Genomic DNA, 11,134 nt, shown 5'->3' on the forward strand with positions numbered 1-11,134 from the left:
TACGAGGCCCGTACGCACGGTGGTGTGAGAGGACGGAAAATGAAAGGAGGAAAACTTTCATTTTCCTCCTACTCGATGGTTAGTTTTGGGCCCCTTAATTTAGGTATGATGTGGATAGCAAGCATTAGAAATGCAGAAGCCTGGTACATCGACTGTTTCGCGATACCGGGCTTCATTGTATTTTACCTGAATATGTTACAACACCTCCATCCTCACCCAAACCAGCCGGTGATCCGAGCTGGATTCGCGTTTCTCTACCAATTCCCACATTGGTTCGCCTTTTGCCGGCCAGAATACGCCGCTGTCTTTGATCTTTAATCCTCGTCTGGAAGGAAGTACGTAGTCGGCACGCATACGCCAGAATGCAGTATGGCTTTTGGCAAACTTATTATCCGGACTGTGTTGCGCTCCTCCTTTACTTTCAGGTTGCGGATTGCCAATGATCAGTGGATGTTCAATCAGTGCCCGTATTCCTCCATTAATCGCATTTCCTTCATCAGGTGAAGCGTTCTGGTCGCCCATAATTACAAAGCTGCTTCCACTTTTCAAGCCACCCCGGGATTGTTTGTCATCATAGATATAAGCGTTGGCACCTTCGGTGATGTAGTCTTTCCAGAAACGTATTTCGTCAAAATTTCTTTTTCCGTTACGGTCTTCAGCTCCGTCGAAAGTTGGCGGAGTAGGATGACTTACCAATGCATGAATCGTTTTTTTTCCAACTTTAAGGGGTACATCCCAGTGCGATTTGGAAGAAAGCGGGAACTGAGCCCACGCCTCAGGTGCATACCAGTCACTGCCATCAGCTTTCATCGTTCTCTGATGGTCTGGCATATCTTTCCATTTGAAATGTTGGAAGGTGCGAATGTTCTTTGTGTCAATAGGGTATTTCGAAAGTAACACCATTCCGTACTGACCAGGATACATGCCAAATCCCCATGCATCCGAACCAAACTGTTCTTTTTTACCATTGTTGTCCAGATCAAACGGAGAAGGTTGCCCCGTGTTGACAGTAGCATAATAGTAGTAAGGATAATCTATTGCTTTGGCTCCGTTCTGATCTTTGTTGAGATAGTTTTTAATAAAGGCCTTCACACCTTCATCAGGATTTTGAACATAGTCGAATTCATTCAGCAAAATTACATCCGGTCTTACCGTTTGAATAATGGATGCGATATTCTTAATCTGAGTGTTGGTACCTGTACTCAGTTCCTTGACCAGCACCTTCTCAGAATTGCCTTTGGTGCCACGGGGAACATAATTTTCCGCTTCCATACTTACGTTGTAGGTAGTAAAAGTAATGTCAGCTGGTTTGTTGGATGATTGTGCCTGTAAGATTCCTGCAGAGAGCATAGAGAACAGCAGAAGTAGTGATTTCATAGAAATTGAATAATCTTGATTTTCAGTAATGCGAAGATAAAGAATGATATGTTAGCATTATATGAACATAAAAGGAGCTGCTACGCATAGTAACAGCTCCTTTTATTACGGCATTAATGCGCTATCAATGAAAGAAGTCTTTCATTTTATCGAAAAATCCTTTTTCATTTTTACCTGGTTTAGGTTGAAAATTAGGAGAATTTCTCAAAGATTCCAGTGTTTCGCGTTCATCGGAAGACAATTGCTGTGGTGTCCATACATTGATATGTACCAACTGATCACCTTTTCCGTAACCGTTCAGATCTTTAATTCCCTTTCCTTTAAGGCGAAGGATTTTACCAGCCTGTGTTCCGGCTTCGACGTTGATTCTCGCTTTCCCGTCGATCGTTGGTATTTCAGTTGAAGTACCAAGCGTCGCGTCAATGAAACTCAGGTGCATGTCATAAACAACATTGTTACCATCACGTTTCAGTTGAGCATTTTCTTCTTCTTCAATCACAATCAGAAGATCTCCCGCCACGCCGCCACGGGAAGGAACGTTTCCTTTACCTGACATAGAAAGTTGCATACCTTCCGCAACTCCACCAGGAATGTTGAGTGTGATCAGATCATCCTGAAGCAAACGTCCTTCTCCCGCGCAAGCGTCACAACGTTCGCTGATGATCTTACCGTCGCCGTTACAGGTAGGGCATGTGCTGGTGGATACCATCTGGCCCAGCATTGTACTTACTACTTTTCTAACCTGGCCAGTTCCGTTACAACCATTACAGTTGGTAAGCGATGTGCCATTTTTAGCACCATTTCCGCCGCAGGTATTACAGCTTACATGACGCTTCACTTTTATTTTTTTCTCAACTCCGTTGGCTACTTCCTCCAGGTTAAGTTTAAGTTTAATACGAAGATCAGAGCCCTTGCGTACACGGCGTCCACCACCGCCTCCGCCGCCACGACCAAATATGTCGCCAAACGGACTGCTGTCACCGAAAATATCTCCAAACTGAGAGAAGATATCGTCCATGGAGAAGCCGCCACCAGGGTAGCCACCACCGCCACCTGACGGGCCGCCAACACCGGCATGACCAAACTGATCATAACGAGCACGTTTGTTTTCGTCGCTCAGAATGCTGTATGCTTCTGCCGCTTCCTTGAATTTATCTTCCGCCGAAGGGTCGTCCGGATTTTTATCGGGGTGAAACTTAATCGCAAGCTTACGATAAGCTTTTTTGATTTCATCGGCTGAGGAACCGCGCTCCACACCTAGTATTTCGTAATAATCTCTTTTCTTAGCCATTTTTTAATGTCGTATGTAGTATGCAAATATCCATTCGGCTCACCGCCTGATTGTCGGGAATCAATGTCGGATGCGTTTGGTTATGCACATCATACATGTCATAATTGTATTTTAAGCACCAACAACTACTTTCGCGTAGCGCAATACTTTGTCATTCAGATAGTAACCTTTTTCGATTTCATCAATCACTTTTCCTTTTTGTTCCTCAGTAGGAGCAGGGAACTGCGCAATTGATTCGTGAATATCAGCGTCAAAAGTTTCACCTTTGGCATTCATAGGTTTCAACCCTTTGGATTCCAGTGATTTGTATAACTTGTTATAGATCAAATCTACACCTTCCTTCAAAGCACCCGTATCAGTAGTTGTCTCAAACGATGCCACGGCACGCTCAAAATCATCAACCACCGGTAAAATCAATTTTACAACGTCAGCACCGGCAGTTGAAATGAGTTCCAGCTTTTCTTTAGATGTACGTCTGCGGAAGTTTTCGAAATCGGCATACAGTCTTAAATATTTGTCTTTTAATTCTGCAACTTCCTGTTTTGCAGCTTCAAGCGGGTCTACTTCATGTACAGCTTGTGCTTCCTCGCTGATCTCCTGACCTGCATTGTCCATAGGTACTGCATTGGCAGACTCTTCGTTTTTGAAGTTTTCCGTATCCGGAACTGAGTTCTCCTCGTTCATTTCGTTTTTTAAGTCTTGATCTATATTAAACTCGGTATTTTTAGACATGTTGTGTGGGTACTTTTATGACTTTTGTATCGTTTTGACAGTACTAAATTACTTTGCCAAAACGAAAATACTGACAAGATGACATTTTTATTCAGTATTCGTAACTTTGCGTCATGACGACGACCGACTTCATACGGCACGAGAGAAGCCAATTTATCAAAGCCATTGCCAAAGAAAATGGCTTCGATTTTTGTGGTATTTCCAAAGCCGGCTTTTTGGAAGAGGAGGCACCAAGGCTGGAAAACTGGCTCAATAAAAATCATAACGGAGCCATGGCATACATGGCCAATCACTTTGATAAAAGGCTTGATCCGCGCAAATTGGTAGATGGCGCCAAAAGTGTAATTTCTTTATTGCTCAATTACTACCCCGAGGAGAAATTGCCTGAAGGGGCAGAGGATATGAAAATTTCCAAATATGCCTATGGCAAAGACTATCATTTTGTTCTTAAAGAGAAGTTGGGTAACATGCTCATCGCCATGAGAGATCAGATCGGTGAGGTGGATGCACGGATATTTGTAGATTCTGCCCCGGTAATGGATAAAGCCTGGGCAGCCAAAAGTGGCTTAGGCTGGGTAGGTAAGCATTCCAATTTGCTCAACCGGAACATGGGTAGTTTCTTTTTTATAGGAGAGATTATTTCCGATCTGGATCTGGAAGCCGATGGTGCAGTAGGGGATTATTGCGGTACATGTACCAGATGTGTGGATGCCTGTCCGACTGACGCCATTACGGAACCCTATGTCGTGGATGGAAGTAAATGCATCAGTTACTACACAATTGAACTTAAAGACGCTATTCCTCAGGATGTACGTGGTAAGTTTGAGAATTGGATTTTCGGATGTGATATCTGTCAGGATGTTTGTCCGTGGAATCGTTTTTCGCGTCCTCATTCCACGCCGGAGTTTAATGCGTCGCCGGGTTTGGCAGACTTGTCGGCCAAAGACTGGACCGAGATTACTGAGGAGGTTTTTCGTGAGGTGTTCAGGAAATCACCTTTGAAGAGAACCAAATACGAAGGACTTGCACGAAACATCGAATTCGTAAAGCAGGCGAAATAAAAAGATCGTTATACTATCAAACCTCTTATATTTGGCGTTGGTAGTACCTTTTGATGACCGAATAAACACTCTATAATATGAGAAAACAATCTGTCAATCTTTGGGCCGTGCTTGTGTGTGTGGTGATTTCACAAATTGTACCTGCATTATGGTATGGAGCGTTTTCTGAAATCTGGATAGCCCTGAATGGCTTCACGACGGAACAGGTTCAGTCAGCAAACAGTCCGACTCCTTATCTGGCCAGTATTGTTGCTTCTTCTTTTTCGGCCTATACCATGGCTTGGATATTCACCAAAATTCCTGTCAAATCATTATTTGCCGGTTTCCTGACGGGTTTGCTTTTCGGGACAGTTTTTGTGCTATGTACATTGATCGTCAAGGACATGTTTTCATTAAAACCGCTATTGCTCTCATTGATCGACGGTGGAGTACAGGTTTTGGTATATGCAATCACAGGAGCTATTTTGGGTATATGGCGTAAGTATGAATATTAGTCCGATGTCGACTGTATCCAATTCCTTCGATTCAAAATAGTATATTTGTCGGCTGTTATCCTGCGAATAATAATGAGTAGGATTTGAACTTTGAGTCGTGACATATAACCTGGTGACTATCCGATTGTAAATGAGATTAAATTTTTGCGTTGTCCTCCTGATGATTATTTTTTCTGGTTCGAAAGCTATGGCTCAGGATCTGATCGTAACCAATGTCGGAGATTCAATTTCCTGTGATATCAGAAAGGAGACACGCACAGAAGTCCATTTTTCTTATTTACGGTATAATCAGAACATCGTTCGCACGCTCGGAAAAGATCGCATCAGTGCTGTTGTACGTGGTTTTTATGTAAACGATTCGATTCGTTCTGCAGAAATAAATAGCGTTGTACCGTACAAAGAGCTTCAGACAAATTCGTCGGATCAGGGAATGGAGAGCACGATGAGTCATGATACTGCGACCTGGACTAAGTGGCAGGCTGGTATTCATGTGGGATACGCACGCAGGTTGTTCCGGTCTGCTATTAGCGCAACGGATTATGAACGTCTTTATGACCAGAAGCTTAAACCGGGTATCTCAGCCGGAGCTGAGGCATTTTATTTTCCATGGAAAAGTGTGGGGTTCGGGCTGCGATATGATTTTTACCTGAACAGGGCTGAACGTGATATCAAAACGCATGATAAAGTAAATATTCAGTTCCTGGGCCTGGGTGTTGCACATCGTAAGATTTTTTCCAATCGTTCCACTTCTCTTCTGACGTCCTTTTTGGTCGGATATCAACCTTACCATAATGCAGCGCGGCATATAGGTCAGGATTACAAGCTGAATGCCAATACCATGGGTTGGGCAGTAAGTGTGGGTTTAGACCATCGAATTTCTCAAAAGCTGGCGATTGGCTTGTCCGGCAGCTGTATGATGGGAAGTATCTTCAAATTCCGTAAGACTTATAAGGGACATACAGAGGTGGTGAATCTATCTCATCATGAGCAGGAAGACCTTTCCCGGGCTTCTGTCTCCCTTGCTTTAAAGTTTGTAAAGTAAGTTTGTATGCTCTGAATTTCATGTGAAACGTCGGAAAGCTTCTTCCGCCTTAACGCCACTTTTGTAATCATTTTGGTATAAAGTAAGGGATAATTAGGATTTTTTAGTCTAGATTAAACCATGCGTCGCGATCCTTAAATTAATTTGGAAGCGACTATGGTAGATTGAATACCTGTTGGTCTTCAAATTAGTACAAAGCCTTTTACCTATTTCCTTACTAAGAATGAACACAAGAATTCAGGTCATTTCCAGGGCATTTGCCCTTATTGTCATTTGTTCAGTTTTGTTTTCAGTCCATGCCTTTTCTCAGGCAAAAAAAACATCCAAATCAGGAAAACCCCTCGTTGTATTTGTAACAGGTGACCATGAGTATAGCGGTGAAGAAACACTCCCTATTATCGCTGCTGAGTTGGAAAAAAACTATGGAATGAGAACCATTGTTCTTAAAGCATATCCTGATCACAACTCAGAAAAGAATATTCCGGGATTGGAAGCGCTTAAAGATGCAGATCTGGCAGTTTTTTATCTGAGATGGCGCCAGCTTCCAAAAGAGCAGTTGGCATTGATTGAAGAATACCTGAAAAAGGGGAAACCTGTTATGGGTTTCAGAACTTCCACCCACGCGTTTAATTTTCCAAAAGATCATGAAAGTGTAAAATGGAATGCTTTCGGTGAATTTGCTTTGAATTCACCTCCGGGCTGGGGTGGAAAAGCAGCGCATACGCATTATGGGCACAACAGTACCACAGATGTTACCATCATTCCGGAACAGGCAAAAAATCCATTGCTTACCGGTGTTGCACCTGCATTTCATGTGAGTTCCTGGTTGTACCGTGTTTTGCCAGACTATCCTGTGAAGGGCTCTACCTGGTTGCTTATGGGTAAATCTGTAAATCCTGACAAGGCTGCCATCGATAATCCGGTTGCCTGGACGGGTACTAATTCATTCGGGGGAAAAGTATTCATGACGACCCTGGGGCACCCTGAGGATTTCAGACAGGAAGGTTTTCAGCGTTTGGTGATCAACGCGATCCATTGGGGAGTTGGTAAAAAAATACCTGATACGTGGAAAGGTAAAATGGATATTCAGGTTCCTTATCGTGAGCCTAAATAGTTGACTGACAGGCTTCTGTTGTAGAGAAATATTTGATGCTAATTTATATTTACCATGACTAAACCCGGAAAAAGTAAAATTACAGGATTGCTGCTGGCGATTGCAATCGGAATTATCGCATTCAGCGCCTTCCAGTTTTATCAATCACAAACCCTGAGGCTTCAGAAGGGATCCAGAATCGTTCTGTTGGGAAATAACCTGGGTTCAAGAATGATGAACTACGGCCATTTCGAAACAGAAATGCAACTGCGCTATCCCGATTATGCTTTGTTTATCAGGAATATGTCCGATGGTGGGGATACCCCTGGTTTCAGACCCCATGCAAGCCGTGACTTACCGTGGGCATTTCCCGGTGCAGAAAAGTTTCAGACTGAGCTGGCAACAAATTCATCCAGTGAAGGACATTTCGATTCGCCGGATCAGTGGCTTACCAGATTAAAAGCTGATGTGATCATCGCATTTTTTGGTTACAATGAATCATTTAACGGAAAAGCGGGATTGGCTAATTATAAAGCTGAGCTGGATGCCTTCGTAAAACATACACTTGCGCAGAAATATAACGGAGCTTCGGTTCCTCAACTGGCGCTGGTTTCTCCTATTGCTTTTGAAGATTTGTCAGCGAAGTTTGACTTGCCCAACGGCAAAAAAGAAAATGAAAATATTGCCCTGTATGCAAAGGCAATGAAGGAAGTTGCTGACAACAATAAGGTTTTATATGTAGATGCGTTCACACCATCGCAACAATGGTATGCATCCACTGCTGAAGATTTGACGATTGACGGATCACAGTTGAATGACGCGGGTTATCAGAAATTGTCAATACTTCTTTCTGATCAGATTTTTGGAAAAGGGAAAGCAAAAACAGAAGCAAACCGTAAGCTGGTAACTGAAGCAGTTCTTGAAAAAAACTGGATGTGGCATAACGACATCAAAATTCCGAATGGTGTACATGCGTATGGTCGGCGTTACAATCCTTTCGGGCCTGATAACTATCCTGCAGAAATAGAAAAGATTCGTCAGCTTACAGCAATCAGAGACACGGCTATATGGTTTGCCGCTTCAAAAGGTCAGAAATTTGATTTGAAAGCTGCTGATAAAAATACAACCAAACTTCCTGAGGTAAAGACAAATTTCAATCCTGAGAAAAACGGAAGTCTGGAATATTTGTATGGAGAAAAAGCATTGAAATCGCTGAAGGTGCCGGATGGATATAAGATAGAACTATTTGCTTCGGAAGAAGAATTTCCGGATTTGGCGAAACCCATGCAGATGTCGTTCGACAATAAAGGACGGCTGTGGATTGCGACTATGCCAAGTTATCCCCATTACAAACCGGGCGATTCTAAACCCAACGATAAAATTATTATTCTGGAAGATACCAATGGTGATGGTAAAGCCGACAAACAAACAGTTTTTGCCGATGGACTTCATTTGCCTGTAGGTTTTGAAATTGCTCCTGAAGGTGTGTATGTGTCTCAGGGAACAAACTTCAAACTATATGTTGATACGGATGGTGACGGAAAGGCAGACAAAAGTGAGATTTTGCTGAGCGGGTTCGATGACCACGATACGCACCATAATAGCCATGCATTTACAGTAGATCCGTCGGGAGCGATTTACTCAGGAGAAGGTGTATTCCTCCATACTAATATTGAAACTTCTTATGGTCCTGTACGTGCCACCAACGGTGGATTTTACCGTTACAGTCCGCAACTGAAAAAGCTGGAACGTACCGCTCAACTTTCAATTCCTAATCCATGGGGTATTGCTTTTGATGACTGGGGACAGCCATTTTTCGCAGAAACATCAAGTCCGGATGTAAGATGGATGATGCCGGGAAGTGTATTGCCAAGATATGGCGAAGCAACACATAAGTCGGTGCAGCTGATTGAAGATGCGCACCGTGTACGTCCTACATCAGGTCTGGAATTTGTATCAAGCCGTCATTTTCCTGATGAATTGCAGGGGGATATGTTAATCAACAACACTATTGGTTTTTTAGGTACTAAAGAACATACATTGAAAGATGCAGGAACCGGATATGTGAGTAAGCACAGAATGGATCTGGTAGTGAGCTCCGACAGAAATTTCCGTCCGGTGGATATGGAGTTTGCTCCGGATGGTTCGCTGTATGTAATTGACTGGCATAATATTCTGATCGGACACATGCAGCACAATGCGCGTGATCCTTTGCGTGACCACTCGCACGGGCGTGTATACCGGATTACTTACCCATCACGACCATTGGTAAAACCTGCGAAAGTGGATGGTGCTACGATTGCCGAATTGCTTGATAATTTGAAGCTACCTGAATACAGAACCCGTTACCGCTCACGACGTGAGCTACGTGGTCGTGATACAAAAGAGGTTTTGGCGGGTGTAAGCAAGTGGGTGGCTGGTCTGGATAAAAAAGATCCACGTTATGAACATCATGTATTGGAAGGACTTTGGGTGACGTGGGGTATGAACAAGGTCGATCAGAAATTGCTGAAGCAAATGCTGAATGCGAAGGATTACCATGCGCGTGCTGCTGCGGTGAATGTGGTAAGATATACCGGGCATCAGGTCGCAGATCAGGCAGAACTGCTGATGCAGGCTGCGAAAGATGAACACGGAAGGGTACGTTTGGCTGCCATTGTTGCGGCATCATGGCTTCCGAAAGAAAAAGGTTTACCGATTTTGGCAGAGGCAAAAAAGAAACCACTCGATGACTGGATGATTCATGCCTATGAAGCTGCTGTTGCGCATATCAGCGGATTACCGGTGAAAAAGGAAAAGGAGGTTGTAGCCAAAACGAATCTGAGAGGCAGAGACCTGGAAATGTTTAATATGGGAAGAGAAATCTATGCGAAGGAAGGTTATTGCTCAACCTGTCACCAACCGGATGGAAAAGGACTTGCTTCGTCAGGTTTCCCGCCATTGACACCAAACAAATGGGTAAATGGCAGCGATGAACGTTTGATAAAACTGGTGTTGAAAGGTTTATTGGGGCCGATAGAAGTGGACGGTAAAAAATACCCCGGGCAGGTTCCTATGACTCCTTTCGGAGGATTGCTGAATGACCAGGATGTGGCAGCAGTGCTTACCTACGTCAGAAACTCATTCGGCAATCAGGGAAAACCCATTACTACAGCCCAGGTAAAAAAGGTAAGAGATGAGACTGCAGCAAAGCAGGATTTTTACTCTCCCGACCAATTGCTGAAAGAGCATCCATTGGAAAAATAGTATTTTCATTAAAGGAAGTAAAAACAAGTCCGTTTCAAAATTCTTTGAAGCGGACTCGTTGTTTTTAATGTAATTGTTTTTGGCTGCCCCCCCACCTTCCAGTATGCCCAGTAGCTCATGCATATGCTTATCCAAGTGGAGCGCGATGACTCGATTCATGTTTTAGGTGAGATTATGTAATGATAGGAAGTTGCCGCGTAGCCAAATCCCCTCCTCGGAGGGGTGCCCGGAGGGCGGGGTGGGTTTAACGCATAACGTTACTTCGTCCAAAAAATAAGTCTCTACTCAAACAATCCCCTGGAACCGATGGCGAGACATATCATTCCATATAATCCTATCCTTAAAAAGCTAGCGAGAGAGCTACGCCAAAACATGACACTGTCGGAAGTCTTGCTGTGGAATCAACTGAAACAAGGACAATTGCTTGGATATGATTTCGATAGACAACGACCCATAGACAATTACATCGTGGATTTTTACTGCAAAGATCTGAGACTCGCGATTGAAATAGACGGCTCTTATCATAATGCCGAAGATGTTGCTGCAAATGATATAATAAGACAAAATCGGCTCGAATCTCTGGGTGTAAGATTTCTGAGATTTAGTGATTTAGAGGTTAAGAAAGATATGATCAATGTATTGATATCGATTCAGTTTTGGATTGAGGACAATGCTTAGAGAACCTTTTTACAACGCTAACCCACCCCGCCTTCGGCACCGCTGGTACTGTCGTGAAAAACAAGATTTGAAATAGAATTTTTTTAATAAATTTGGACTATGAAGGAGTGGCGGTTTTTA

At 43.3% G+C, this 11,134-nt stretch carries 9 protein-coding genes; 6 read left to right on the forward strand and 3 right to left on the reverse strand.

What is annotated here, in order from left to right:
• Nucleotides 1-195: 195 nt before the first annotated feature.
• From DSL64_RS28680 to DSL64_RS28690, 3 genes are all read right to left on the reverse strand, one after another.
• The gene (locus DSL64_RS28680; protein ID WP_115834412.1) at nucleotides 196-1,377 is read right to left on the reverse strand and encodes an endonuclease/exonuclease/phosphatase family protein; all 1,182 of its coding nucleotides are present in this window, start codon (nucleotides 1,375-1,377) and stop codon (nucleotides 196-198) included.
• A 124-nt stretch (nucleotides 1,378-1,501) separates the two neighbouring features.
• Nucleotides 1,502-2,668, reverse strand: a complete 1,167-nt coding sequence (dnaJ, locus tag DSL64_RS28685) for a molecular chaperone DnaJ (protein ID WP_115834413.1) — start codon at nucleotides 2,666-2,668, stop codon at nucleotides 1,502-1,504.
• A 111-nt stretch (nucleotides 2,669-2,779) separates the two neighbouring features.
• On the reverse strand, nucleotides 2,780-3,400 hold the full coding sequence (locus tag DSL64_RS28690; protein ID WP_115834414.1) for a nucleotide exchange factor GrpE: 621 nt from the start codon (nucleotides 3,398-3,400) through the stop codon (nucleotides 2,780-2,782).
• Between the two features lie 113 nt (nucleotides 3,401-3,513).
• Between DSL64_RS28690 and queG the strand changes: the two genes are divergently transcribed.
• The 6 genes from queG to DSL64_RS28720 all read left to right on the forward strand — a co-directional run bounded on the left by queG (nucleotide 3,514) and on the right by DSL64_RS28720 (nucleotide 11,014).
• Nucleotides 3,514-4,461, forward strand: coding sequence for a tRNA epoxyqueuosine(34) reductase QueG (queG, locus tag DSL64_RS28695; protein WP_115834415.1), 948 nt, complete (start codon nucleotides 3,514-3,516; stop codon nucleotides 4,459-4,461).
• Between the two features lie 77 nt (nucleotides 4,462-4,538).
• The gene (locus tag DSL64_RS28700; RefSeq protein ID WP_115834416.1) at nucleotides 4,539-4,955 is read left to right on the forward strand and encodes a DUF1761 domain-containing protein; all 417 of its coding nucleotides are present in this window, start codon (nucleotides 4,539-4,541) and stop codon (nucleotides 4,953-4,955) included.
• A 160-nt stretch (nucleotides 4,956-5,115) separates the two neighbouring features.
• Nucleotides 5,116-5,997 (forward strand): hypothetical protein, encoded by an 882-nt coding sequence (locus DSL64_RS28705; RefSeq protein ID WP_115834417.1) that lies wholly within the window; start codon nucleotides 5,116-5,118, stop codon nucleotides 5,995-5,997.
• Nucleotides 5,998-6,220: 223 nt separating this feature from the next.
• The gene (locus DSL64_RS28710) at nucleotides 6,221-7,111 is read left to right on the forward strand and encodes a ThuA domain-containing protein (protein WP_115834418.1); all 891 of its coding nucleotides are present in this window, start codon (nucleotides 6,221-6,223) and stop codon (nucleotides 7,109-7,111) included.
• 54 nt (nucleotides 7,112-7,165) lie between these two features.
• Nucleotides 7,166-10,336: a PVC-type heme-binding CxxCH protein gene (locus tag DSL64_RS28715; protein WP_115834419.1), complete on the forward strand. Its 3,171-nt coding sequence runs from the start codon at nucleotides 7,166-7,168 to the stop codon at nucleotides 10,334-10,336.
• A gap of 306 nt (nucleotides 10,337-10,642) precedes the next feature.
• Nucleotides 10,643-11,014 (forward strand): endonuclease domain-containing protein, encoded by a 372-nt coding sequence (locus DSL64_RS28720; RefSeq protein WP_115834420.1) that lies wholly within the window; start codon nucleotides 10,643-10,645, stop codon nucleotides 11,012-11,014.
• Nucleotides 11,015-11,134: the final 120 nt, after the last annotated feature.

The sequence above is a fragment of the Dyadobacter luteus genome (assembly GCF_003383615.1).
GTDB lineage: Bacteria > Bacteroidota > Bacteroidia > Cytophagales > Spirosomataceae > Dyadobacter > Dyadobacter luteus.